Raw genomic sequence first — 24,318 nt, forward strand, 5'->3', positions numbered from 1 at the left:
CGTATGCCGGTAGTCAGCTCATGATGCCGATATGCCAGGGCACGAATTCGTTGTCCCCGAGCCCTAGCAGTTCGCTCTTCGACGCCTTGCCCGAAGCGGTAAGCAGCATCAGCTGGAAGATCTCTTCGCCGACCTGCTCAATGGATTTCTCGCCGTCGAGAATCGTGCCGCAGTTCAGGTCCATGTCTTCCTCCAGCCGCCGATACATCGGCGAATTGGTGGCCAGCTTGAGGCTGGGGACGGGCTTGGCACCGAACATCGAGCCCCGTCCGGTGGTGAAGGCGATCAGGTTGGCGCCGCCGGCGATCTGGCCAGTGGCCGATACCGGGTCGTAGCCCGGCGTGTCCATGAATACAAGCCCGTGCTGCGTGACCGCCTCGGCGTAACGGTACACCTCCATCAGCGGACCCGTACCGCCCTTCATTGACGAGCCCAGTGATTTTTCGAAAATATTGGCCAGGCCACCCATCTGGTTGCCCGGGCTGACCGCGCCGTTGATCTGCACGTCACGTCCGACGGAATAATCCTCTTTCCACCAGAGTACGCGTTCCAGCAGCTTCTCGCCGACTGCGCGGCTGGCGGCACGACGGGTCAACGTGTGCTCCACCCCGTAGATTTCCGGCGTCTCCGACAGGATGGCGGTGCCGCCGTGGCGCACCAGCAGATCCACAGCCGCGCCCAGGGCCGGATTAGCGGTGATGGACGAAAACCCGTCCGAGCCGCCGCACTGCAAGCCCACGGTCAGGTGGCTGGCCGGCACCGCACGGCGCTCCACGCTGTTGACCAGCGGCAGCAGTTCCCTGACCGCGGCAATGCCGGCCTCGATGGTCTTGCGCGTACCGCCGCTTTCCTGCATGACGAAGGTGCGCAGCAGGGGGCCGGGCTCCAGAGAATGCGCGTCGAGCAGGCCCTTTAGCTGGTTGCGTTCGCAACCCAACCCTACGATGAGAGCGGCGCCCAGGTTGGCGTGGCGCGCATAGCCGGCCATGGTCCGGCGCAGCAGATCCATGGGCTCTCCTGTCATCTCCATGCCACAGCCCAGCGAGTGACTGAACGCCACCACGCCATCGACGTTGGGGAAGTCTGCAAGCCGCTCCGGCGTGAACCACTCCGCGATCTTGCGTACGACGGTGGCGGAGCAATTCACCGTTGACAGGATGCCGAGATAGTTTCGCGTGCCCACACGGCCGTCGGCCCGCACGATGCCGTCGAAGCTTGCCTGCCGGCCTGCTTCGACCGGGTCCACGGGCCGGTAGTCGCGGCCGAAGGCGTAGTCCCGTTCGTATTCCTGAAAGCTGACGTTGTGCGAATGGACGTAGCTGCCCGGCTGGATGTCGGCCGCGGCAAAGCCGATGCAGACGTTGTACTTCAGGATCGGCTCGCCGGCCTTGATAAAGCGGGCGGCGATCTTGTGGCCGGCGGGAACCTGGCTACGCACGCCCCAGGTTTCCCCCGGCACTTGCGCGCCAATGGCCACGTTCATGCGGGCGACCAACACGTTGTCCGCAGGATGCAGGCGGATACAAGGTCCGATGATGCTCTTTTGCTGGGTTTCCATACTACGTTTCCTGGATTGCGGAGTCGGATAAAGCCTGGGCGCTCACTCGGCCTGGATGCCGGCGCTCTTCACCACGCTGCCCCACTTGGGGACTTCGGTGGTCATGAACGTGCTGAACTGTTCGGGACTGGTGCCGAGGATAGTGAGCCCCTGCTCGGTGAACTTGGCGCGCAACCCTGGATCTTTCAGGGCTACGCTGACTTCGTCGCTGATCTTGCTGGCGATGGCCCTGGGCGTCTTGGCAGGCACAAACAAGCCGTACCAGGTCAGCACCTCGAAGTTCTTCAACCCCGCCTCCGACAACGTTGGCACCTGCGGCAGCGCCTGGGCACGCGCCAGGCTGGACACCGCGATTGCCTTGAGCTTGCCGCTCTTGATGAACGGCGCGGCCACCGGCACGTTGGCAAACATCAAGGACACAGTGCCGGACATCACGTCGGTCAACGCCGCCGCCTCACCCTTGTAAGGCACGTGCGTCAGCTTGATGCCGCTCATCGAATCGAACAGCGCACCGGCAATGTGCTGCGGGCCGCCTGCGCCCGACGAGGCATAGCTCCTCAGCTTGTCGGCACGCGCGAGCGCGATCACATCCTGCACCGTGCGGGCCTGCACCGACGGATTCACTACCATCACCAGCGGCATCGATACCACCTGTGTCACCGGCATGAAGTCCTTCAGCGGATCGAACGGCAGATTGGCGTACATGCTCGGCGCGATGACCATGGTCGACTGCGACGCCAGCATCATCGAATAGCCGTCGGCAGCCGACTGGGCCACGTTGGTCGCCGCGATGGTGCCGGTAGCGCCGGGCCGGTTATCGACGATCACTGTCTGGCCCGTTTGCCTGGCGAGCTGGTTGCCGATCTGGCGGGCCACGATGTCGGCGCCGCCGCCAGGGGCAAAGCCCACCACGATGCGGATAGTCTTCTTCGGATAGGCGTCGGCCGCCCTTGAAGGCGAGGCGCAGCCAATCGCAGCGATACCGGCAATCGCTGCGCACAGCATGATGCGCCGGCGCGCATCGTTGGACTGGTGGGTGAAGGGCGTGGCTGGCATAGGTGTCTCCCGGATGTTATGTCCTGTTTTCAACACTGGTCCATGGCAGTTCTTTGTCCACGGATGGGCCGATGGTCCTGTTATCGGTTCAGGCTGCCAGTAGTTGCGCGCCCGGCATCACAAATCCAAGCGGGTCCAGCGACTGCGCCAGTGCCTCGCGCTGGCCCGCCTGCAGCTCCGTCAGCGGCGGCCGCACGATGCGCACATCCGGCAGCGCGCAGGCGCCGGTGCCAGGCATCAGTTGGGAGCCAGGAATACCCGCGTCCAGCAGTACGTCCAGCAAGCGGCGCTTTTCGTCGACCGACAGCGAGTTGGCTTCGGAATTGGTGCCGAACACCGCCAGCCCCACGCCTTGCGCCGTCAACCAGCGGCAATGGCGCACGAAGCGCTCAGCATCCGGCGCATGCTCGGCGCCGAACGGCGTGAGGACGGGAGAGAAAACGCCGCGCGGGCGGGCAACATCAGCCATCAGTCGTCTCCTGGAGAATCTTCATTTGATTTGAGACAAATTGTAGAAACTGGCAGAATGCAAAAACAGCATTGACCGCCTTGTTCAATCAATAGAATTTTTTTTGTTATGGACACCCGCTACCTGCAGAGCTTCGTCGCCGTGGTTGAGTACGGTTCCTTCGCGGAAGCCGGGCGTCGCCTGGGCCTCACGGCAGCCGCAATTGCAGCGCGGGTCCAGGCGCTGGAGGACGCGCTGGATACGGCGCTGGTTAAGCGTGCGGGCCGCACGGTGCTGCCAACCCAGGGGGGCTTGCGCATCCTGCCCAAGGCGCGCGCGGTAGTGCGCGACGTGCGCGACCTGAGCGCGGTGGCGCACGACGACACCCTGGTGGGGGAACTGCGGCTGGGCGTGTCGACTTCCTCGCTGACCGGACTCTTGCCGCAGATCCTGGAGAGGCTCTACGCGGAACATCCGCAGCTGAAGATTTTCGTGGAGCCAGGCGCATCTTCGCACCTGTACCGGCGCATCGTCTCGGGTGATCTGGACGCTGGCATCATCGTGGAACCGCAGTTCACGATTCCCAAGGCATTTGCCTGGCAAGTGCTGGTGGAAGAGCCGTTCATCGTGCTGGCATCGCAGGCCATGGCCAGCCGCGGCGCCCATGACCTGCTCGCCAGCGAGCCGTTCATTCGCTACGACCGCAGCATGTGGGGAGGCATGGTGGCAGACCGCTACCTGCAGGAGCACAACATCGTGCCGCAAGAGCGATTGGAAATCGACGCGCTCAACGCCATCGCCACCATGGTCCACCAGGGCATCGGCGTCTCGCTGGTGCCGGACTGGACGCCGCCGTGGCCCGAGGGCCTGAAGGTGGCGCGGATCCCGCTGCCCGGTCGGGCGCCGGTGCGCAAGGTGGGATTCTTGTGGTCGCCACACGGAGCGCACGCCACCCTGTCGCAGGCGTTCCTGGAGTTCGGGCTGGCCTCGCGGCGGGCGGGGGCACGCTAACCGCGCGGCCGCTGCAGTGACGGTGCGGGCGCGCGTTGGTGCCCGGAGTATTTAGCAGCGGTCAGCGCCCTGGCCCTCCGTCCAAGCCTTGTACCGCGCCTTGTTCTCCTCGTTGGGCGGATACAGTCCGGGCAACGGCATGCCGCGTTCCACCTCCCGCATGATCCAGCCTTCCAGGCGCTCCTGTTCCACTGACGCGGCAATCACTTCGTCGAGCATGGCGGCGGGAATCAGCACCGCGCCGTCCTGGTCCACCACGATGACATCGTTGGGGAATACCGCAACGCCGCCGCAGTCGATAGGTTCCTGCCAGCCGACGAAGGTGAGACCGGCGACCGAAGCTGGTGCCGCTGTGCCCTGGCACCACACCGGCAATCCCGTGCTCAGCACTCCCGCCACATCGCGCACCACACCGTCGGTCACCAGTCCTGCCACGCCGCGCTTGCGCAAGCGCGCACACAGGATATCGCCGAAGATGCCAGCATCGGTCACGCCCAGCGCACCCACCACCGCGATGCAGCCGGCCGGCATGTCCTCGATGGCCGCGCGCGTGGAAATTGGCGAGTCCCACGAGGCCGGCGTCGCCAGGTCTTCGCGAGCGGGCACGAAGCGCAGGGTAAAAGCGCGGCCGACCAGGCGCGGCTGACCGGGTGCCAGCGGCCGCGTGCCGCGCAGCCAAACGTTGCGCAGGCCATGCTTGAGCAGCACGGTGGTCAGGGTTGCGGTGGTAACGCCTCGCAGAGCCTTGATCACACTTTCGTCGAGGGGAAGCGATGTGGTCGCCATGATGTTTCCTTGTTGCATTTGGTTTGGGGTTTAATCTGCCAGTGCCGCGCGCGGGTCATGCCTGGCCAGACGCCGCAGCAGGTGGTCCACCTCGTGCCGTGCCGTCGCCGACATGGCCGCCGCTGGCTTGCGCTGCGCCGCGGAGGTGAGGATTCCGCGCCGCATCATCACGTACTTGCGCGCGGCCAGGCCGACGCCGGGCTGCTGCTCATACCGCAGCAGCGGCAGGTGGGCGTCGAAGAGGTCGTGCGCGGCCTCGCGCTCGCCCTGGGCCGACAAGCGCACCACGTCGCAGAGCATGTCCGGGAAGCAGTAGCCGGTATTGGCGCCGTCGGCACCGCGCTCCATTTCATAGTCCAGGAACAGCCCGTTGTTCCCGCACAGGATGGAGATGTGCCGCATTGAACCCTCCTTCTCGAAGGCGCGCAGGGCCGAGATCTTTTCCAGGCCGGGCCAGTCTTCGTGCTTGAGCATGACGCACGAGGACAACTCGCCGACGATGCGGCGGATCACGCCTGCAGTCATCTGCACCGAGAATATCAACGGATAGTCCTGCAGCACGAACGGCACGTCGGCGCCGATCGCGTCGACTGCCTGCTGGTAGTAGCCGACGATCTGGTCGTCGGTGCGCAGCGTGTTGGGCGGCGCGATCATGACGCCAGCCGCACCCAGGTCCATCACCTCGCGCGTCAGGGCGCGCATACCGGCGAAACCCGGCGCCGAGACGCCGACCACCACCGGTAGCCCGCCTGCGCGCCGGATCACGCGGGCCGCCACGTCGATCGACTCGGCGTGCTCGAGCTTATGCGCCTCGCCGAGTTGGCCGAGCACAGTCACACCGGTCGCGCCACAGCCGAGATAGAAATCCACCAGACGATCGATCGAGCTTACGTCGATCGATCCGTCGTCCAGGAATGGCGTGGGCGCAATGGGGAAAACGCCTTTGGCGTCGGCGGTCAACAGCATTTTTGGGTCTCCGGCGATGGCAGGTGTTGGGTCGGGTCGGTCTTGCTGGGCGCGCGCAGGCAGTCCCGCGCCCGGCCTCAGATACTCTGGATGAGGCCACCGTCGATACGGATGGTTGAGCCGGTGATATAGCCGGCGCGGTCGCTGGCCAGGAAGGCCACCGCATCGGCATATTCCTCCGGGCGGCCGTAGCGGCCCACCGCGATGGCGGCGGTACTTTCGGCCGAGACAGCCTCCACCGGGCGTTGCTCGCGCCCGGCCTTGGCTTCGTCCAGGAAGCGGATGCGGTCGGTGGCGATGCGCCCCGGCAGCACGATATTGGCCGTCACGCCGTCACGGCCGACTTCACGCGCCAGGGTCTTGGACCAGCCCACCAGGGACAGGCGCAGCGCATTGGAGATGCCCAGATTCGGAATCGGCGCGACCACGCCGGACGAGGTGCTGGTGACGACACGCCCCCACTGCCTGGCCCGCATGCCGGGCAGCACCCGGTCGGTAATCGCGATCACCGACAGCACCATGCTTTCGAAGTGCTTGCGCCACAGTGCCGTTTCCTGGCCGAACGCGGTGGTGGGGGGCGGGCCGCCGGTATTGTTGACCAGGATATCGACCTGGCCGAATTGCGCCTCGATGGCGGCGACATGCGTCTCGATCGACGCCAGGTCCGCCAGATCCCAGGTGCGCGCAAGCGCTGTGCCCCCCTTGGCGGCGATCGTGGCTGCGGTGCGGCTTGCCGCTTCCTCATTGACGTCTGCGACCACGACCTTCGCACCCTCCGCCGCCAGTGCCAGCGCAATGGCGGTGCCCAGGCCGCCGCCGCCGCCCAGCACCAGAGCTACCTTGCCCTCGATTCCTAATTGCATGAATACCTCACTTGAAAAACTTGAAACGCTTGAATTGACAATTTACCTTTGCCGCACGCAGGGTTCCGCTCGGGAGTTGCCCTGCCGCGCGGAGAGCAGACCGGCGCTCACGCCATGGACCACCGGCGTCAATGCCGCTCCGCCACCCAGCACGGCTCGCACGTTATCCAGCATCAGCCTCAGCATCACCGCACGCGTCTCCCGCGTGGCCGAACCCGCGTGCGGAGACAGCAACACGTTCGGCAGCGCGGTCAGCTGCGAATCGGTCAGCGGCTCGGACTCGAACACGTCGAGAGCCGCCCCCCGGATGGTGCCTGCTTTCAGGGCCTCGCATAGTGCCGCCTCGTCGACCACGCTGCCGCGCGCCATATTGAGCACGTAGCCGTTCGGCCCCAACGCAGCCAGTATCGCGGCGTCGACCAGATGGCGGTTCTGTTCTGTCGCGCGGCAGGTGAGGACCAGGATGTCTACCGACGCGGCGAGTGCGAGGGGGGTCTCGTAATAGCGATATGGCAGGATTGGGCGCTGCGTGCCGGTGTAGGCCATTTCCACGCCGAAGGGAGTCAGCCGCTGCGCAATACCCATGCCGATGCGGCCGAGCCCGACAATGCCGACACGCTTGCCGGCCAGGCTGGTGGTGAGCGGGAAGGCGTTCTCACGCCAACCGCCGCCGCGCACATGGCGGTCGGCAGCGGGAATCTCGCGCACCAGCGCCAGCAACAGGCCGATGCCCAGTTCGCAGACGGCCGCGTCCAGCACCCTGGGCGTGTTGGTGACCACGATGCCGCGCCTGACTGCGTGGGCGACGGGGATGCCGTCGTAGCCCACGCCCGAGGTCGCAATCACCTGCAGCGCAGGCAGGCGGTCGATCACCTCCGCGGGCACCTGGTAATTGCTGCGCGTGACGATGGCGCGCACCGCGCCGCGCAAGGCGCCGTCAGCCGCGATTTCGGCCTCGGAGACGCAGCGAAAGCTGGCGTCGATGACGTCTTGCTGCGCAGCGTCGAAGGAACCGATGCGCAGCACCGGCTCACGTGGATCGCCTGTCATTCCCGCCCCTCCTCACTCAGGCGCCTTGCCGCGCGTTTCGGGCGCGCGCAGGAAGTCGAAGTCGACGCCCTGATCGGCCTGTGTCACGGTCTGCAGGAACAACTTCAGATAGCCACGCGGCGCACTCGGCTCGACCACGGGGCAGGCCGCGCGACGGCGTTCCAGTTCCTCGTCCGACACCAGCAGGGCCAGTTCGCGGCGGCTCACGCTCAGGCGGATGCGGTCGCCAGTCTGCACCAGCGCCAGCGGACCGCCCACGGCAGCTTCGGGGGTCACATGCAACACCACCGTACCGAACGCGGTGCCGCTCATGCGTCCATCGGAGATCCGCACCATGTCCTTGACGCCGGCCCGCGCCAGCYTGCGCGGAATCGGGATATAGCCGGCCTCGGGCATGCCTGGCGCGCCCTTGGGTCCGATGTTCTTCAGCACCAGGATATCGTTGGCGTCAACGTCCAGGTCGTCCAGGTCGATGCGCTCGATCAGGTCCTGCGCGCTCTCGAAAACCACCACGCGGCCCTCGTGCTCCATCAGCTCCGCGTTCGCCGCGGACTGCTTGATGATGGCGCCGCCAGGCGCCAGGTTGCCGGCGAGCACGGCGATGCCACCTTGCGGGTAGATCGGGTTGTCGAAGCTGCGCACCACATCTTGTGCGAAGCCCGGGCCGGCATTGTCCAACTCCTCGCCTAGCGTGCGACCGGTGACGGTCAGCGCATCCAGGCGCAGCAGCGGGCGCAGTTCGCGCAGCAAGGTGGCCATCCCCCCGGCTTTGTGGAAGTCCTCCATATAATGCTGACCGTTCGGCTTCAGGTCGAGCAGTACCGGGGTTTCGCGGCCCATGCGGTCAAGCGCCAGCATATCAATATCCAGGCCCATGCGGCCCGCGATGGCCGCCAGGTGCACGATGCCGTTGGTCGAGCCACCGATGGCCAGCAGCACGCGCATGGCATTCTCGAACGCGGCCGGCGTCAAAATACTGTCGATGGTCAGACGCTCGCGCGCCATCGCCACGGCGCGCGCGCCGGTCTCCTCGGCGATGCGGATACGGTCGGCAGTCACCGCCGGCGGCGTGGCGCTGCCTGGAAGGCTCATGCCCATCGCTTCGGCCAGGCAGGCCATGGTGCTTGCGGTGCCCATCACCGAGCAGGTGCCGACGCTGGCCACCAGCTGGCTGTTGACCTGCGAGGCCTCCTCGGCGTCGATCTCCCCCGCGCGGAACTTGCCCCAGTAGCGGCGGCAGTCGGTGCAGGCACCCACCCGCTCGCTGCGGTGCGAACCCGTCAGCATAGCGCCAGTGACCAGTTGGATCGCGGGCACGCCGGCAGAGGCCGCGCCCATCAGCTGCGCTGGTACGGTCTTGTCGCAGCCGCCGATCAGCACCACGGCATCCATCGGCTGGGCGCGGATCATTTCCTCCGTATCCATCGACATCAAGTTGCGCAGATACATGCTGGTCGGCGCGGCAAAGCTCTCGTGAATGGAGATGGTCGGGAATGCCATCGGCAGCCCGCCGGCGAGCATGATGCCGCGCTTCACCGCATCGATCAGCTGCGGCATGTTGCCGTGGCACGGGTTGAATGCGCTACCGGTATCGGCGATGCCAATCACCGGGCGGTCGAGTGCCGAATCGGTATAGCCTGATCCCTTGATGAACGCCTTGCGCAGGAACAGCGAGAACCCAAGGTCGCCATAGTTGGTCAGTCCTTTGCGAAGGCCTGTTTCCTTGGAAGAAGCGTCAGGTCCTTTAGGTTTAGTCGTGGTCATGATCGTGGGGAGAAGTCGGTTCAGCTATCGGAATTGATATGGGCGTCGGTGATTACCTCTTCCCAGCGTGTGACCTCGGTGCGCAAGCGCTCGGCCGCTTTTTCTGGGGTCGTAGGCGGCAAGGCATAGACCCCCTGTTTCAGGAACTGTGCCTTGACGTCGGGCATTGCCAGGATCTTTGTCAGCGCCGCATTCAGGCGCTCGACCACAGGCGCGGGCGTGCCCGCCGGCGCCAGCACGCCGAAGGTGGAATTGACGTCCAGTGACGGCATGCCGCTCTCGGCGGCAGCGGGTACGTCCGGCAGCATCGAGATGCGCTTGGGTGCCGCCACCGCAAGCGCGCGCAACTGGCCGGCCTTGATGAACGGCTGCGCGGCTGGCACCGTCTCCACCATCATGTTGACCTGCCCGGCCACCAAGTCTGTCATGGCGGGGCCGCTTCCTTTGTACGGCACATGGGTCATGTCGATAGCTGTTACCTTCTTGAAGATCTCAGCCGCCATGCGTTGCGGGGCGCCGGCACCAGACGAGGCGTAGTTAAGCTTGCCGGGATTGGCCTTGCCGTACTTGACCAGTTCCTGCAGCGTATTGACCGGCAACTTGGGATTGACCACCACCACCAGTGGCACCGAGCCGACGACCATCACCGGGGCGAAGTCCTTGATGATGTCGTAACGCAAGTGCCCCTTTTCCAGGGTGGCCATGGTTGCATGGGACGTCAGTGCGCCCATCAGCAACGTATAGCCGTCTGGTGCGCTCCGGGCGACCACTTCCGCGCCAATATTTCCGCCCGCGCCTCCCCGGTTGTCAACGACCACTTGCTGGCCCAGCACTTCGCCCAGGCGAGTGGCAACGATGCGACCGATCACGTCCGTGGCGCCCCCCGGCGGATAAGGCACGACCAGCCGGATCGGCTTGTCCGGATAGGCCGCGAACGCGGCCGGGGCAATGGTGAAAGCGGTCAGGGCGGTGAGGGCCAGCAGTCCTGCCCCCAGCAGGGCGCGACGAGTTGCATTGGTGATGGGGCAATCCATGTCGTCTCCGGTTTGTTATTGTCAGCGCACCCCTAGCCAGGAATGCGTCATGCACGGAGTTTGACGAAGACGGAAGCCAAAAAGAAGCGATCCCCAGACCGATTAACCAAAAGATTATTTTGGTTTCGGCGGCGCCCCGCCCGCGCGGGTCAGAGGCCGCCTAGCGCCGCCTTTCCGCACCGTCTCGGCGCATACAGGCACCACCAGCGTGAGCCAAGTACTGACCAAATGATCCATATTGGACCATTTGGTAAAACATCACCCTATTGAAGTAGCTAAGTTATTGAATAATATGAACATTAAAAGATGGCACGGCAAATGCTTCCATCGATTTCCAGACCATGAGTGCAGCCGCATGACGCGGCCCCAGGGGTCCTAACCTACGCGAGGAAAACATGAAAGTCGGCGTCTTCATTCCTATTGGCAACAACGGCTGGCTCATCTCGGAGAACGCTCCACAGTACAAGCCCACTTTCGAACTCAACAAGGAGATCACGCAGACGGCCGAGCACTATGGATTCGACTTTGCGCTCTCGATGATCAAGTTGCGCGGCTTCGGTGGCAAAACCGAATTCTGGGACCACAACCTCGAGTCCTTCACCCTGATGGCGGGCCTGGCCGCGGTGACCAAGCGGATCAAGCTCTTCGCCACAGCCGCGACGCTCACCATACCCCCGGCCATCGTGGCCCGCATGGCCACCACCATCGATTCGATTTCCGGCGGGCGCTTTGGCGTCAACCTGGTGACTGGATGGCAGCGGCCCGAGTATTCGCAGATGGGGATGTGGCCCGGCGACCAGTTCTTCGGGACACGCTACCAGTACCTCTCTGAGTATGTACAGGTGCTGCGCGACCTATGGTCCACGGGCAAGTCAGACTTCAAAGGCGAGCACTTCACCATGGAAGACTGCCGCGTGAGCCCCATGCCCCAGGTTGGCATGAAGGTGATCTGCGCCGGCCAGAGCGATGCCGGCATGGATTTCTCGGCGAGGTACGCCGATTACAACTTCTGCTTTGGCAAAGGCGTCAACACGCCGAAGGCCTTTGCGCCGGCCGCGGAGAAGCTGATCGAGGCCACCGGCAAGACGGCACGGCAGGTCACCTCCTTCGTACTGATGATGGTGATCGCGGACGAGACCGACGAAGCCGCACGGGCCAAGTGGGAGCACTACAAAGCCGGTGCCGATCAGGAGGCAATCGCGTGGCTTGGACAGCAAGGCGCGGTCGACACCAAATCCGGTGGCGACACCAATGTGCGGCAGATGGCCGACCCTACGTCTGCAGTCAACATCAATATGGGCACGCTGGTGGGCTCCTACGAGAACGTCGCGCGCATGCTCGACGAAATCGCGGAGGTGCCGGGCACCGAGGGCGTGCTGCTGACCTTCGACCACTTCGTGGAAGGCGTACGCAACTTCGGCGAGCGCATCCAGCCCCTCATGAAGAGCCGCGCCCACGTGGACAGTCCGGTGCCGTCGGCGGTTCCCCAACAGTGCCAGGCCGCCTGAACACAAGGAGGATTGCCATGTCACAGGCCAAGAACACCACGCTTACCTCCTGCACGCCTGCAGGCGTGCCCGTCGCGCCCGGTGCGCCGATGCCACTCGTGATGCCGGCGCGCCCCGAGCCCGTGGCCCTGCATGCGGCCAACACGGCGCTGATTGTCGTCGACATGCAGAACGCCTATGCGTCGGCCCAGGGCTACCTGGACCTGGCCGGTTTCGATATTTCCGGCGCCCATGCCGCCACGGCCAATATCGCGCGTGCCATCGCCGCGGCGCGCGCCGCGGGCATCCTGGTTGTATTTCTGCAGAACGGCTGGGACGCGGACTATGTGGAAGCGGGTGGACCGGGTTCGCCGAACTGGCACAAGTCCAACGCGCTCAAGACGATGCGCAGCAAGCCCGAACTGCATGGCAAGTTTCTCGCCAAGGGCGGCTGGGACTATGCGCTGATCGATGCACTGGTGCCGCAAGCCAGCGACATTGTGGTGCCCAAGACGCGCTATAGCGGCTTCTTCAACTGCATGCTCGACAGCACGCTGCGCTCACGCGGCATCCGCAACCTGGTCTTCACTGGCATCGCGACCAATGTGTGCGTGGAATCCACGCTGCGCGACGGCTTCCACCTTGAGTACTTTGGTGTCGTGCTGGAGGACGCCACCCACCAGGCCGGTCCCGACTACATCCAGAAAGCGGCCCTATACAACATCGAGACATTCTTCGGATGGGTCTCCAGCGTGGAAGACTTCTGCCGAACCGTGGCACCGGAAAGCACCGCGTCCCACATGCAACCCGCGCCGCCCGAAGCGGCCATCGCCTGATTTTCCCAAGGAGCACATCATGCCAAAGCAAGCCATCATCCCGCCGGGCACCGGCACCCCCATCGCTCCCTTCGTTCCCGGTACGCTCGCCGACGGCGTGCTCTATGTCTCGGGTACGCTTCCCTTCGACAAGGACAACAATGTGGTCCATGTCGGCGACGCCGCAGCGCAGGCGCGCCACGTGCTCACCACCATCCAGGGCGTGGTCCACGCGGCCGGCGGCACGATGGACGACGTCACGTTCAACATGATCATGCTCAAGGACTGGGCTGACTACGCCAGCATCAATGCCGTCTACGCCGAATTCTTCCCAGGCACCAAGCCCGCCCGCTACTGCATTCAGTGCGGACTGGTGAAGCCCGATGCGCTGGTGGAGATCGCCTCGATCGCACACGTGGGAGCCTGAGGCAATGACCCCGACTTACGATCTGCACGGCCCTGTAGATGCGGCCGACACGGTGCTCCTCAGTTCCGGGCTGGGCGGCTCCGCCGCCTTCTGGCAGCCACAAATCCCAGCACTCGTGCAGGCGGGCTACCGCGTGATCGCTTACGACCAGCGCGGTACCGGCCGCAGCCCCGGTGCGCTTCCAGCGCCTTACACGATTGCCCATATGGCGCAGGATGTGGCCGATATCCTGGATGCTACCAGTACAGAGCGCTGCCATATCGTGGGCCACGCACTGGGCGGGCTGGTGGGCCTGCAACTGGCGCTGGACGCGTCGGCGCGCGTGTCCAGCCTTGTGCTGGTCAACGCCTGGTCGAAACCAAATCCGCATTCGGCTCGCTGCTTCGACGCACGACTGGCGCTGCTCGACGCGTATGGGCCGCGCGCCTACGTGGAAGCGCAGCCCATTTTCCTGTACCCCGCCGCCTGGTGCGCCACAAATGCCGCGCGCGTACAGGCGGAAGTGGAGCATGCCTTCTCCCATTTCCCCGGCGATGTCACGATGCGCGCACGCATCGGCGCCCTGCGTGCCTTCGACGTCGAAGCTCGCCTGGCCGGGATCAAGGTACCTGCACTGGTGGCCGCCGCCACCGATGACGTCCTGGTGCCCTGGACCTGCTCCCAAATCTTGGCCGAAGGCTTGCCATACGCCAGGCTGGAATGTGTGCCGCACGGCGGCCATGCGCACAGCGTTACCGACGCGGACGCATTCAACCGCAGCTTGCTGGCCTTCCTGGCCAGCGTGTCGAATCACCGAGAGATTGCCGCATGACCGCACCCCTGGATGATATTGCGCTGGCCAGGCTGTTTACCGATGCCCGCAGCCACAATGGCTGGAGCGGCGAGCCCGTGTCCGATGCCCTGCTCGAGCAACTCTATGCGCTGGCACGCATGGGCCCCACTTCAGCCAATTGCTCACCGGGACGCTTTGTCTTCGTGCGCACGACGGAAGGCAAGCGGCGCCTGGCGCCAGCCTTGTCCAAGGGCAACCTGGAAAAAACGTTGAGCGCGCCAGTCACGGTGATTGCCGCATGGGACACGGCGTTCTACGACAGGCTGCCCGTGCTGTTCCCGCATGCCGATGCGAAGAGCTGGTTCACTGGCAGCCCGGCTGCGGCACACGAAACAGCCTTCCGGAATGGCACGCTGCAAGCGGCGTACCTGATCCTCGCGGCTCGTGCCATCGGGCTGGACGCCGGGCCGATGTCCGGCTTTGACCACGCGAAAGTCGACGCCGAGTTCTTCGCCGGCACCACCTGGACCGCCAATTTCCTGATCAATTTCGGGCATGGAGATGCCTCTAAAGTCTTCGATCGCCTGCCGCGGCTCGACTTTCTTGACGCATGCGCGCTAGTCTGACGCGCCCCTGATTAACGGAGCATGACCATGCTGAATACCATCGCCCCCGAAAGCAAACTCACCGCCCCCCTGGCACCGTTCCCCGCCCTGCCCAAGAGTGACTACCGTGATGCGATGGCACGCCTGGGCGCGGCCGTCAACATCATCACTACCGACGGCCCCGCAGGATGCGCCGGATTCACCGCCTCAGCGGTATGCAGCGTCACCGACGAACCACCCACGCTGCTGGTCTGCCTTAACCGCACCGCTTCCGTCTACGCTGCCGTCTTGTCAAACGGGGTGCTGTGCGTGAATGCGCTCGGCGCGGGGCAGCAGGCGCTTTCCGGCCTGTTCGGCGGCAAGACACCGATGGACGAGCGCTTCGCGGCGGCGCGCTGGAGCCGCAATCTGACCGGGGCACCGGTGCTCGACGGCGCGGCGGTATCCTTCGATTGCCGCGTGGCGCGAAGCATCAGCGTCGGCACACACGATGTCCTCTTCTGCGAGGTGCTTGCGCTCACGAAGCATACGGAAGCACACGGGCTCGTGTACTTCGGGCGTCAGTACCACGACGTGCGCGCACCGGCGAATTGAGCGCCGCCAGCATCAGAGCGGCACTGCATGGGCACGTACCGCAACACCGTTCAGGATGATGCGCTGTACGTTCTCCACCGTCTGCTCGAAGAACTCTGGATCCTCCAGCGTCCGGCCGGTGAGGGTCTGGACCTGCACCGCGAAGTCGGCGTAGTGCTGGGTAGTGGCCCACAGCGCAAACACCAGGTGGTGCGGCTCCACCGGGGCCAGCCTGCCAGCAGCGATCCAGGCTCGGATCACTTCGGCCTTGCGCTCCATCAGGTCGCTCAACTCGCGTGCCAATTCGTCGCGCATCAACGGTGCGCCCTGGATCATCTCGAGGCAGAACAGGCGCGAAGCCTGCGGCTGGTCGCGCGAGATCATGAGCTTGCGCCGGATGTACTCGGCGATGGCCTCGTGCGGATCCTGGTCGGCGTTAAAATCGCGCAGCGGTGCGATCCATAGGGTCAGCAGGTGGCGCAGCACCGAGATATAGAGTTCCTCCTTACTGGCGAAGTAATAAAGCAGGTTGCCCTTCGATACGTCGGCGTGCGCGGCAACCTGGTCCAACGACGTGCCATGCAGCCCGAAACGCGAGAAGAGTCCCAGCGCCGCGTTCAGGATGACACCGCGCTTGTCCTCGATCTGCCGCCAGCGCCGGCTGCCTGCAGGAGCTCCACGCACCCCGACCGGCGCGGTCTTGGAGGCGGTCTTGGAGGCGGCGCGCGCCCCCCCCTTCGTCGTGGCGTTGGGCGCCGTCTTGCGCGCGGGGGCGGTTCTCTCCTTCTTGATATCTCGTGGCATGAAAAGCGATGTCCTGGCGTTGCGATCGTCGTACAGAAGCTCGCCACTCGCGCACGGTGCGCGGGGCGGCAACGATGCAAGCATGCCACAGCTTTCGCATCAGGCGGTGCACCAATACGACACTGCAGTTTTGCCCGCCGTGGCGCTATCCCGGTTTCGGCTCTTGAAAATACACCGATCGGGCGCGCGCCAACGCCACCGCAGCGAGTGTCATGAACGCGAGACGGCTCACTCACATCGTTTTGACCAAATGGTCAAACTGGCACGAATGTTGCCTAACGCAGAGAGCCTGCAACACGGCTTGCTACACAGTACAAATAAGGAAGCGAATTTCTAACTCACAACACTACGGTGGAAGCGCCCATACTGGACCATGACTATATTGCGGGGGGCATTCACACTGTCAGCGGCACCGGCTAGTCGGCGCTGGGTCGTGTGAAGCCATAGTCGCCGACCACGGCGCCCGACTGCTTGGTCGGGCTGTTCGGCGTATTCAGTTCCTCATATGCCACGCCCAGCGACAGATCGTTGCGCTTGTATGAGATGCCAAGGCTGTAGGCATTGTTCGAGTGGAAGTCGCCGGGCTTCTCGCCGAGGCTGAACATGCCGGCGAACTGCAAGCCGCCGTAGGACGGGCTCTTGCAGGCGAGCGTATTGTTCACGCGAAAGGTATTGAACACATGGTCGCTGTCACCGATATGGGTGCCGTAGGCAGCGAACTGTGTCGCAGATTCATATGGCCAATGCCGGTCGAGATCAGCCCATACAGATTGACACCGCTTTCCGCGTGGGCCACCTGGCACGCCAGCAATACCGTCGTAGCGACGATGGCACTTCGCTTCATAGTGATCTTCCTGTCATTCGGCATTAGAAAAAAGTAAAAAGCGGTCCTTCCGCGCGCACCGCGGTGCGCGCGGATCCGGGAGCGAGAAGAGCTGAATTAGGAGAGACGCGGGCGAAGGAGCCGCCAGTAACAGATCTTGGTCACGTCCGCAGCAGCGGGAAGGCTGGAAGGAATCGCCCGCCGCGAGGCAAACAATCTGCTGAACAGGCCTGTGACTCGAAGACACTTGAGCACACTTCAGCGTGAAGTATGCCAATCAATCTGACGGCGGAACGGCGACCTGGCATGTGCTTTCTCATGATCTATTTATCAGCGAGATTGGAGATGATTGTCGATGCAAAAAAACCATCGTGGGAAGCACCGATTTTTTCTTCCGGCGAGCGCAATATTCGCTCGATTCGTTGAAGTGTGTCCCGATATTTGCACCGCAATAGCGCAATGCTCGCACCGATAACGGGCGCATCGCACCAAGCTTGATTCATCTAATTTCGGCAACACGTATGCTCTAAAAATGGTTCTTGTTCGAGCACCCCCTCGTCAGCAAAATGAAGTAATTAGGAGACTTGACCGATCGCGGCCAAGTTGGGAAAGCGAGGCAGGAAACCATGGAAATCGAGATGTCATCATTGGAAAATGTGAACCGCAGGCGCATGCTGCAGACCTCCCTCGTGGCAGCAGGCCTGTCTGCTACTGGCGTGCTGTTGTCGGTGAAGGCCTTTGCAGCCGATCGCGTAGCGATCAACGTGCAACTGGGTTGGATACCAGGCGGCAATCAGGTGGGCGAAGTCGTGGCGAAGCGGCTGGGCTACTACGAACAGGAAGGCATTGATTTCAACATCCGGCCCGGCGGCCCCAACACTGACGGGGTGGCCATCGTGGCCTCGGGGCGCGGCGAGGCCGGGCAGATCTCTTCCAGCCCATCCGTCATGCTGGCGGTATCGGAAGGGCTACCGGTCAAATGTTTCGCCGTGGGCCTGCAGCAGCACCCTTATGCGTTCTTCTCCCTCAAGAAAACCCCGATTCGCACGCCGCAGGACATGATCGGAAAGCGGATCGGCATCCAGCCCACCGGACTTGTGTTGCTCAAGGCGCTGCTGGCCAAACACAAGATCGCGGATAACCAGGTCAACGTTGTGCCGATCGGCGCCGACATGATGCCGCTGCTCAGCGGTCGGGTCGATGCCGTCGCGGGCTGGCAGACCAACGTGTCGGCACTGAAGGCCCTGGGTGCCGACCGTGTCGACCTGGGCCTCTGGGACTCCGGTGTCCACCTCTACGCGCTGCCCTACTACGCGCATACCGACACGCTGCGCCAGCATCCGGAGGTGTTGCAGCGCTTTCTGCGAGCGACCGCGCGCGGCTGGCTCTATGCCAACAAGAACCGAGACCAGGCCATTGACTTGCTGCTCAAGGAATTCCCGAGCCTGAACCATGCGGATGAGCGCGCATCGATCGACGTCCTGATGGGCTACGCCCTCAACAATGCGAGCAGCACGCAAGGGTGGGGCAGCATGGACCCCGCCGTATGGCAGGACCAGATTTCCATGTACGCGCAACTCGGGCAGTTCCGCGCGCGCGCCCCCAAGGTGGAGGATGTCATGACGCTGGACATCCTGCAGGCCACGAAGACATCACGACTGGTGGTGTAAATCCATGCAAGCCACGCTACTCAATCCACGCCCGGATGCACGCGCAGGCGTCTCCGCGGCCGTTGGCACCGGACTCTCGATCAGTTGCTAGCTCGGGAATCAGTTGCTCGCGTCGTTTACGCGACTGGCAGAGCTACCGAGTCCAGGGGCCGGTGGCACGGAATAAGCTCTTAGCCCGAACGGAGGGGACGACCGACATCATGAATCGATTGAGAAAATCATGCACGCCAGCATTCTGAAGTATTTCGTCGAAGTCGCCCGCTGCGGATCGATCCGCAAGGCGGCGCAGAACCTCTATGTCGCGTCCAGCGCCGTCAACCGGCAGATCCTGAAGCTCGAGGCCGAGATCGGCACCGAGCTGTTCGACCGCCTGCCCAACGGGATCAGGCTGAATACTTCGGGTGAGCGGATGCTCCAGCATATCCGAGCAACGCTCAACGATTTCCACGTGATGCGCAGCGAGTTGGACGAACTCAAGGACGAGCGCAAGGGTCACGTGTCAGTCGCGGCAATGGATTCCTTGTTCGTCGACCTCCTTCCTACGGCGGTCGAGGATTTTTCCGAGCTCTATCCGGCGGTGACGTACACTATCGCGGCCGCCACACCCTGGGACGTCGCACCGAAAATCCTTGGCGGGGAACATGATGTCGGGGTAACTTTCATTTCCAAGCTGCCCGGCGGATTGGACGTCGTGGCTCAGGTCGCGCTGCCGCCTGGCGTGGTCATGGCCTCGTCGCATCCGCTGGCGAAGAAAGACTGGCTCAGCTTTGCCGACTGCCGCAATCATGCCTTCCTGCGCCTGGACGGGCGCTCGCCCATCCAAGGCGTAGTGTCTCCCAAGTTCGCCGAATTCTGGGATCCGATGACGCCCAGCGTCACCTGCAATTCGACCACCCTGCTCAAGCGCCTGGTCGCCTCCGGGCGGGGCATCTCTTTCTTCTCGAAACTGGCCTTCATCCATGAGATCGCGCGCGGCGAAGTGGTCTGGCGCCCCTTCGACGAACCCAATATCAATGCACTGACGGTCGGCATCATTACGCCATCCCAGCGCGTGCTGTCCAATGTCACACTTGAGTTTGTCCGGGGCATTGTGCATCGCCTCAAGCAAGTAGAACTCTCCTTACTCGATACTTGATTCAGGCCAATGCAACGCCTATCGCTCCGGCCAACACTACCGATCAGAATGGAGCCGGAGCGCGTGTCACTGGCTGGAGGTGTCATTTCCCTGAGGAGCCTGCCTTGAGCGAAGTCACCCTTGGCGCGTGCAGCTTTGCAGCGGTAGACAAAGAAGTTCGGCGTCGACCGGCCCAGTCACAATCAGCAAGAGGTCCCACTTAGCCTCATCCATGTGAGGGCTTGGAATCTTGGTTTTAGCCTCCACCACCAGTACCACAATATTCCGCGGTGAGATTGGAACTCAGGAACCAAGTGCGCAGCCAGGGGTGGTTATGCTACTGGCGTACTCAGCCATATGCTCGAACAGGTCCGAGCGCGGCTTGATGCATTTCCGAAAAGACCATGAGATCCTGAGGGATCGTGGCACAAAGCCCGCCCTTCTCTGCCGCCATGCTCAGAGGTTAAGTCGCTCGACAGGAATCGAGAACGCGTACCCGACGCCGCGTTCGGTCTTGATATATCGGGGACGCGACGGGTCTTCCTCGATCTTCCTGCGCAAGCGCACGAGGATTTACGACAGTCGATCTCGCGACTGTTGCCGATGATGTATTCGAGTTCTATGAGCCGACTGCTGAAGACAAGCAGATTGCGTTTGAACTTCGACGCAATGTATCCCAGCCTCTTGAGATGCAGGGCGACGCTAACCTGCTTTTTGAAGCACTCGCGAATCTGGTCGAGAATGCGATCAAGTTCGCCCCACAGGGCGGTCATGTTCGCCTCGCCTTATTTCGTGAATCAACCCGCTTTGGCATCACCGTATCAGACGACGGGCCAGGGATTGCACCCGGTGAACGGGAAGCCGTACTACGACGCTTCTATAGGGGTGAGGCCAGCCGCCATACACCGGGGAGCGGATTGGGCCTTAGCCTTGCGTTTGCCGTCGCAGGCATGCACGGAATGTCCATCCAATTCAAGAACGTAGCCGCCGGGTGTGAGGTCTCGCTATTTAGGGATAGCCAGCAGAAGTCCACCCGTGACGCGCTGTGCCCGACCGGATGAGGATGCCCAGCAACTGTGGCGGCGGCTTGTGTTCAATCTGCTCATCACCAACACCGACGACCACCTGCAGAACCTTGGTTTTCTGTATGACGGCAACGGGCTATGGCGACTGGCACCCGCCTTTGATTTGAATCCCATGCCAGACAAGTTGCGTGAGTCCAAGACCTGGCTCACGGAAGATGCAGGGCCCATCGAAACGGTAGAGATGCTGCTCGATGCATGCGACTACTTTGCGCTGTCTCGCTCGCAGGCCCTCGCAATTCTGGCCGAAGTGCTGGACGCCGTTCTGCAGTGGAAGCAGGTGGCGCTTACCGCAGAGGTTGGGCTAACGGCACAAGAGCTGAACGCCCTTGACGATGCCTTTGAACATGAACAAACCGACGATGCGCGGGAAGCGCTGGGAAGGCCTCGGCTGCGGCCGAAGGCGACCGCGTAGCCTTCCCGTCGTGCACGAACTCAGTCCACGGTGATCTGCCGTTGCCGGATCACGCCGGCCCAGCGGGCGCTATCCTGCTGGATCGTGGCAGCCAGCGCCTGCGGCGTGCCGCCAGCGGTTTCCATGCCCAGCGTCACCAGTTTCTCCTTCAACGCCGGATTGGCCAACACCTCGATCGTCTGGTGGTGGATACGGTCAATCACTTCCTTGGGCGTGCCCGCCGGAACCATCAAGGCGTACCAGGATACGGCCTCGAACTTCGGGAAACCCTGCTCCGCGATGGTGGGGACGTCGGGCATGAGCGGCGAGCGCTTCCGGCTGGCCACCCCGAGCGCATGGAGCTTGCCCGCCTTGATGTAGGGCAGCGCCGACGAGACCTGCGCGAACATCATCGTCACCTGGCCGCCGACCAGGTCGGTCATCGCCGGGCTCACGCCCTTGTAGGGGATGTGGTTGAGCTTGACCTTGGCGTCCAGTTGCAGCAGTTCCCCGGCCAGGTGTGCCTGGCTGCCGGCCCCGGGCGAGGCAAACGTCAACTCGCCGGGCTTCTGTGCCGCCAGCTTGAGCAACTCGGCGAGCGAAGTGGCGTGTACATTGGCGCCGACCACCAGTACGTTCTCCGCGGTGGCCAGCATCGTGACCGGCACCAGGTCCGTCGGTTTGTAAGGCAGGCTGCGGAACAGCGATGGATTGACGGCAATATTTCCCACCGGCACCAGCGCCAGCGTGTAGCCGTCCGGCGCTGCCTTGGCCGCCTGGTCAACGCCAATGGTTCCTGCCGCGCCCGCCTTGTTTTCCACCAGCACGCTCTGGCCCCAGGCCTTGGACAGGCCTTCGCCAACGACCCGCCCCAGCACGTCGGCGGGGCCGCCGGCCGGAAACGGTACGATCAGCCGCACGGGCTTGGTCGGATAGGCTTGTGCCCAGCCCAGCATCGGCAAGCCGGCCATTAGCAGGGTCATCAGGAATCGCTTCATCGAACATACTCCCCATCTGTCGGACAGTCACAAACTCACAAACTCGGAAACTCACAAACTCACAAACTCACAAACGCAGAGACCCAGGAAACGGGCTCCCGGACGTGCTCAGGCCGCGCGAGTGCGGGGTGCGCGGCAGTCATTGGCGGTGCGCCTCGCCACTTTGAGCCGGGATGCCGGTCAATGCAAACCCGGCCTGGTCGGCTTCGCCGGCGTAACGGGCCAGCACGGCATAGTCCGCCGCCTCGACGCACGCAAAGCGCGACAGCCCGAGCTGCGCGCGCCAGCCCGTGCACGCCGCATCCCGATGCAGGTCCAGCAGCACCGCGCGCACTCGCGCCACCATATCGTCATCCGCCTGGGGCGATGCCACCAGCGGCGGGATCGGCGACGCCGGAGTGACTGCCACGCTGCGCAGCCCTGCCATGGTCGCAGGCGCGTGCAGGCGCAGCAGGTCAAGCACGTAGCTGTCCACCACGCCCACCTCCGCCTCACCGCCGATGACGGCGTCGATCACCTGGCGTGGCGTGGGCGTCGGCGCCCGGGTCGGGCGAAACAGCGTGCCGGCGCCGGTGTGCGCCCTGGCCATCAGGTAGTGTCGCGGCGCGTTGTAGCCCGAATTCGACTCAGGCAGCATGCAGGCCAGCCGGCTGCCGAAGGTTTGCTTCAGCGTGGCGAACGCCGCATCGTCGCGCACGATGAACTCGGTGAAGTACACCGGCCGGTTCCCATAGCGCGGCAGGGACGGCACCGGCGCCGCCAGCAGGCGATGACGGCTGCCAGCGCTGACAAACGGGAACCCGCACATGAACACGCAAGCGCAGTCCGGCCGCGCCCACAGATCGCTGACCGGCGCCGGCGCGGCGTGCTCGATGTACGACCATGCCACGCCGGCACGTTCGCCAACATGGGCGAACAGGTCTCGCCACGCCTGCGCCACCGGCGGCGCCACCGCGTACATGCGCGCGTTGGCAATCATGCGTAGACGAGCCGCTGGCCAATGCCCATGCGCTCGGCCTTCTTCATGATGGCGTGACCCAGCGCAATATCGCTGAGCGACAGGCCGCGATGCCAGAACAGGTTGGTCTCGTCATCGCTCTGCCGTCCGGGCTTGCGGCCCGCGACGATTTCGCCAAGCTCGGCGTGCAGGGTCTGCTCGGACAGCTTGCCCGCCTCGACATGCGCGCGCAGTGAGCCGAACATGCCGCCCTTGCACTGCGTCCAGTCATCCACCACCAGCTTGCTCATGATGTCCGTCAGCGACAGCTCGACCGCGCTCATGGTGCCGTACGGCACGACGAATGCGCCCGGCTTGATCCATTCCGTCTTCAGCAGCGGCGTGGGCTTCTCCAGCCGCGACGCCTCGACCACGATGTCGGCGCCGCGCACGCACGATTCCCAGTCCTGCGTGACGATGATCTTCTTGCCGAGATCCTTCTCCAGCCTCGCGGCGAATGCATCGCGGCTCTCCGGGCGCCGCGAATGCACACGGATTTCATCGAAGTCGAAGATGCTGTCGAGCAGGCGCACGTTCCAGTACGATGTGCCGCGCGCGCCGATGTGGCCAAGCACCTTGCTGTTGCGGCGAGCCAGGTGCCGGGCGCCCAGCGCGGTCACCGCCCCGGTGCGCGCATCGGTGATGAAAGTGGCATCGATCATGGCCACCGGCATGCCGGTGCGCGGATCGAACAGGTTGAGCATCGCCATCTCCGACGGCAGGCCGAGCTTGTAGTTGTCGACGTAGTCGCCGACGATCTTCACCCCGGCCAGCCCGAGCGGCGCCACGTAGCCGCGCAGCACGTTGAAGTGACCGTTGAACGCCGGGTCCGGGATCAGGTGCACGCGCGGCTCGATCACCGTCTCGTTGTTGCCTTGCGCCAGCAGCCCTTGCTCGACCGCGTCGAGGATTTCCTGGTCGGTCATCGCGAGCTTGGCAATGTCCTTGCCGTTGATGTAAGTCAGGTGGATGTCGCTCATATCGTTTCCTCGTCTCCTGCTGTGAACATTGTGGCGATGCACCGGCATGCATCAGGTTGCGCGTGCAGCGGGAGAAAATCCCCATCGCGGTGCCCGCGCGAGCCGGGCCTGTCGCCGCATTGGTGCACGGCGCACCTGCGTGGTTCCCGGCCGCCGGGCACGCATCCGGGCGCGCTGCCAGAACCAAGTGTAGGCAGCGGCGCCATTACTGTCATATGCTTATATATCCGTGTTACTTAAC

At 63.8% G+C, this 24,318-nt stretch carries 26 protein-coding genes and 1 pseudogene; 11 read left to right on the forward strand and 16 right to left on the reverse strand.

Annotated elements, in window-relative coordinates; translation table 11 throughout:
* Positions 1 to 13 precede the first annotated feature (13 nt).
* From AC1DQ3_RS26055 to AC1DQ3_RS26065, 3 genes and pseudogenes are all read right to left on the reverse strand, one after another.
* Entirely contained in the window at positions 14 to 1,558 is a 1,545-nt protein-coding gene (locus tag AC1DQ3_RS26055) for a UxaA family hydrolase (protein WP_477123043.1), read from the reverse strand.
* Positions 1,559 to 1,600: 42 nt separating this feature from the next.
* Entirely contained in the window at positions 1,601 to 2,614 is a 1,014-nt protein-coding gene (locus AC1DQ3_RS26060) for a tripartite tricarboxylate transporter substrate binding protein (RefSeq protein ID WP_477123044.1), read from the reverse strand.
* A gap of 205 nt (positions 2,615 to 2,819) precedes the next feature.
* Positions 2,820 to 3,083, reverse strand: a pseudogene (locus AC1DQ3_RS26065) (dihydrodipicolinate synthase family protein); the annotation flags it as partial.
* A 108-nt stretch (positions 3,084 to 3,191) separates the two neighbouring features.
* Between AC1DQ3_RS26065 and AC1DQ3_RS26070 the strand changes: the two are divergent.
* The gene (locus tag AC1DQ3_RS26070) at positions 3,192 to 4,073 is read left to right on the forward strand and encodes a LysR family transcriptional regulator (RefSeq protein ID WP_477123045.1); all 882 of its coding nucleotides are present in this window, start codon (positions 3,192 to 3,194) and stop codon (positions 4,071 to 4,073) included.
* Between the two features lie 51 nt (positions 4,074 to 4,124).
* On the opposite strand, the gene AC1DQ3_RS26075 is transcribed toward AC1DQ3_RS26070, so the two are convergent.
* From AC1DQ3_RS26075 to AC1DQ3_RS26100, 6 genes are all read right to left on the reverse strand, one after another.
* The gene (locus tag AC1DQ3_RS26075) at positions 4,125 to 4,859 is read right to left on the reverse strand and encodes a ribonuclease activity regulator RraA (RefSeq protein ID WP_477123046.1); all 735 of its coding nucleotides are present in this window, start codon (positions 4,857 to 4,859) and stop codon (positions 4,125 to 4,127) included.
* 30 nt (positions 4,860 to 4,889) lie between these two features.
* Positions 4,890 to 5,825 carry a dihydrodipicolinate synthase family protein gene (locus AC1DQ3_RS26080; RefSeq protein ID WP_477123047.1) on the reverse strand — a complete coding sequence of 312 codons (936 nt, stop codon included), beginning with the start codon at positions 5,823 to 5,825 and terminating at the stop codon, positions 4,890 to 4,892.
* A gap of 77 nt (positions 5,826 to 5,902) precedes the next feature.
* Complete coding sequence (locus AC1DQ3_RS26085; protein WP_477123048.1) at positions 5,903 to 6,688, reverse strand: SDR family oxidoreductase; 786 nt, start codon at positions 6,686 to 6,688, stop codon at positions 5,903 to 5,905.
* 42 nt (positions 6,689 to 6,730) lie between these two features.
* Positions 6,731 to 7,738, reverse strand: coding sequence for a 2-hydroxyacid dehydrogenase (locus AC1DQ3_RS26090; protein WP_477123049.1), 1,008 nt, complete (start codon positions 7,736 to 7,738; stop codon positions 6,731 to 6,733).
* A gap of 12 nt (positions 7,739 to 7,750) precedes the next feature.
* Positions 7,751 to 9,502 carry an IlvD/Edd family dehydratase gene (locus AC1DQ3_RS26095; RefSeq protein ID WP_477123050.1) on the reverse strand — a complete coding sequence of 584 codons (1,752 nt, stop codon included), beginning with the start codon at positions 9,500 to 9,502 and terminating at the stop codon, positions 7,751 to 7,753.
* 20 nt (positions 9,503 to 9,522) lie between these two features.
* Positions 9,523 to 10,536 carry a tripartite tricarboxylate transporter substrate binding protein gene (locus AC1DQ3_RS26100; RefSeq protein WP_477123051.1) on the reverse strand — a complete coding sequence of 338 codons (1,014 nt, stop codon included), beginning with the start codon at positions 10,534 to 10,536 and terminating at the stop codon, positions 9,523 to 9,525.
* Between the two features lie 395 nt (positions 10,537 to 10,931).
* Here AC1DQ3_RS26100 and rutA point away from each other — a divergent pair, with 395 nt between their 5' ends.
* From rutA to rutF, 6 genes are read left to right on the forward strand one after another with little or no spacing between them, the layout of a single operon-like run.
* On the forward strand, positions 10,932 to 12,044 hold the full coding sequence (gene rutA / locus AC1DQ3_RS26105) for a pyrimidine utilization protein A (RefSeq protein WP_477123052.1): 1,113 nt from the start codon (positions 10,932 to 10,934) through the stop codon (positions 12,042 to 12,044).
* Positions 12,045 to 12,061: 17 nt separating this feature from the next.
* Positions 12,062 to 12,859 (forward strand): pyrimidine utilization protein B, encoded by a 798-nt coding sequence (gene rutB, locus AC1DQ3_RS26110; protein WP_477123053.1) that lies wholly within the window; start codon positions 12,062 to 12,064, stop codon positions 12,857 to 12,859.
* A gap of 19 nt (positions 12,860 to 12,878) precedes the next feature.
* Complete coding sequence (gene rutC, locus AC1DQ3_RS26115) at positions 12,879 to 13,265, forward strand: pyrimidine utilization protein C (protein WP_477123054.1); 387 nt, start codon at positions 12,879 to 12,881, stop codon at positions 13,263 to 13,265.
* A 4-nt stretch (positions 13,266 to 13,269) separates the two neighbouring features.
* Entirely contained in the window at positions 13,270 to 14,076 is an 807-nt protein-coding gene (gene rutD, locus AC1DQ3_RS26120; RefSeq protein WP_477123055.1) for a pyrimidine utilization protein D, read from the forward strand.
* A complete protein-coding gene (locus tag AC1DQ3_RS26125) occupies positions 14,073 to 14,663 on the forward strand; it encodes a malonic semialdehyde reductase (protein WP_477123056.1) in 591 nt (196 codons plus the stop codon). Before rutD ends, AC1DQ3_RS26125 begins: the two co-directional genes overlap by 4 nt.
* Positions 14,664 to 14,690: 27 nt before the next feature.
* Positions 14,691 to 15,236: an NADH-dependent FMN reductase RutF gene (gene rutF / locus AC1DQ3_RS26130; RefSeq protein ID WP_477123057.1), complete on the forward strand. Its 546-nt coding sequence runs from the start codon at positions 14,691 to 14,693 to the stop codon at positions 15,234 to 15,236.
* A 12-nt stretch (positions 15,237 to 15,248) separates the two neighbouring features.
* Here the strand turns inward: rutF and rutR are convergent, their stop codons facing one another.
* The 3 genes from rutR to AC1DQ3_RS26145 all read right to left on the reverse strand — a co-directional run bounded on the left by rutR (position 15,249) and on the right by AC1DQ3_RS26145 (position 17,345).
* The gene (gene rutR / locus AC1DQ3_RS26135) at positions 15,249 to 16,019 is read right to left on the reverse strand and encodes an HTH-type transcriptional regulator RutR (protein ID WP_477123058.1); all 771 of its coding nucleotides are present in this window, start codon (positions 16,017 to 16,019) and stop codon (positions 15,249 to 15,251) included.
* Between the two features lie 416 nt (positions 16,020 to 16,435).
* Complete coding sequence (locus tag AC1DQ3_RS26140; protein WP_477123059.1) at positions 16,436 to 16,699, reverse strand: porin; 264 nt, start codon at positions 16,697 to 16,699, stop codon at positions 16,436 to 16,438.
* A 466-nt stretch (positions 16,700 to 17,165) separates the two neighbouring features.
* A complete protein-coding gene (locus AC1DQ3_RS26145) occupies positions 17,166 to 17,345 on the reverse strand; it encodes a hypothetical protein (RefSeq protein ID WP_477123060.1) in 180 nt (59 codons plus the stop codon).
* Between the two features lie 135 nt (positions 17,346 to 17,480).
* On the opposite strand from AC1DQ3_RS26145, the gene AC1DQ3_RS26150 reads away from it, so the two are divergent.
* On the forward strand, positions 17,481 to 18,512 hold the full coding sequence (locus AC1DQ3_RS26150) for an ABC transporter substrate-binding protein (protein ID WP_477123061.1): 1,032 nt from the start codon (positions 17,481 to 17,483) through the stop codon (positions 18,510 to 18,512).
* Positions 18,513 to 18,732: 220 nt separating this feature from the next.
* Positions 18,733 to 19,647, forward strand: a complete 915-nt coding sequence (locus AC1DQ3_RS26155; RefSeq protein ID WP_477123062.1) for a LysR family transcriptional regulator — start codon at positions 18,733 to 18,735, stop codon at positions 19,645 to 19,647.
* Positions 19,648 to 20,082: 435 nt separating this feature from the next.
* Here AC1DQ3_RS26155 and AC1DQ3_RS26160 read toward each other — a convergent pair whose 3' ends face one another.
* Complete coding sequence (locus tag AC1DQ3_RS26160) at positions 20,083 to 20,193, reverse strand: winged helix-turn-helix domain-containing protein (RefSeq protein ID WP_477123063.1); 111 nt, start codon at positions 20,191 to 20,193, stop codon at positions 20,083 to 20,085.
* 122 nt (positions 20,194 to 20,315) lie between these two features.
* Here AC1DQ3_RS26160 and AC1DQ3_RS26165 point away from each other — a divergent pair, with 122 nt between their 5' ends.
* Both AC1DQ3_RS26165 and AC1DQ3_RS26170 read left to right on the forward strand, forming a co-directional pair.
* Positions 20,316 to 20,687, forward strand: a complete 372-nt coding sequence (locus AC1DQ3_RS26165; RefSeq protein WP_477123064.1) for a sensor histidine kinase — start codon at positions 20,316 to 20,318, stop codon at positions 20,685 to 20,687.
* Positions 20,662 to 21,123, forward strand: coding sequence for a HipA domain-containing protein (locus AC1DQ3_RS26170; protein ID WP_477123065.1), 462 nt, complete (start codon positions 20,662 to 20,664; stop codon positions 21,121 to 21,123). Before AC1DQ3_RS26165 ends, AC1DQ3_RS26170 begins: the two co-directional genes overlap by 26 nt.
* A 20-nt stretch (positions 21,124 to 21,143) precedes the next feature.
* Here the strand turns inward: AC1DQ3_RS26170 and AC1DQ3_RS26175 are convergent, their stop codons facing one another.
* From AC1DQ3_RS26175 to AC1DQ3_RS26185, 3 genes are all read right to left on the reverse strand, one after another.
* Positions 21,144 to 22,100: a Bug family tripartite tricarboxylate transporter substrate binding protein gene (locus AC1DQ3_RS26175; RefSeq protein ID WP_477123066.1), complete on the reverse strand. Its 957-nt coding sequence runs from the start codon at positions 22,098 to 22,100 to the stop codon at positions 21,144 to 21,146.
* A gap of 139 nt (positions 22,101 to 22,239) precedes the next feature.
* Positions 22,240 to 23,079, reverse strand: a complete 840-nt coding sequence (locus AC1DQ3_RS26180; RefSeq protein ID WP_477123067.1) for a phosphate/phosphite/phosphonate ABC transporter substrate-binding protein — start codon at positions 23,077 to 23,079, stop codon at positions 22,240 to 22,242.
* The gene (locus tag AC1DQ3_RS26185; RefSeq protein WP_477123068.1) at positions 23,076 to 24,077 is read right to left on the reverse strand and encodes an ornithine cyclodeaminase family protein; all 1,002 of its coding nucleotides are present in this window, start codon (positions 24,075 to 24,077) and stop codon (positions 23,076 to 23,078) included. Before AC1DQ3_RS26185 ends, AC1DQ3_RS26180 begins: the two co-directional genes overlap by 4 nt.
* Positions 24,078 to 24,318 lie beyond the last annotated feature (241 nt).

The organism is Cupriavidus sp. 01T418 (assembly GCF_056398885.1).